Raw genomic sequence first — 248 nt, forward strand, 5'->3', positions numbered from 1 at the left:
GACGGACTGAACAATGCCAAAGAATTTGCCTCTTCGGAAATCGTTAAGGCAATAGGTAATGTAGGCGGCGGCACGGGCGGCGGCATGATGGTGAGCGATGTGCCGGTTGGCTGTTTGATGTATTTCGATTTGGAAGAAGCGCCGGCGGGATATTTGGTGGCGGACGGCTCGGAAAAACCGCAAAAAGACTACCCGGAACTTTATGCGGCGATTGGTGAGCGATATGGCAAGGCGGCAGACGGCCATTT

Annotated in this window: 1 protein-coding gene; it reads left to right on the forward strand. The window is 54.0% G+C overall.

Going from position 1 to position 248, the window contains the following annotated elements:
* On the forward strand, positions 1–248 hold a 248-nt coding region (locus tag QRT08_RS18515), incomplete at both ends, for a phage tail protein (RefSeq protein ID WP_286047470.1).

Origin of the sequence: Halalkalicoccus sp. NIPERK01, from assembly GCF_030287405.1 — an archaeon.
Classification (GTDB): Archaea; Halobacteriota; Halobacteria; order Halobacteriales; family Halalkalicoccaceae; genus Halalkalicoccus.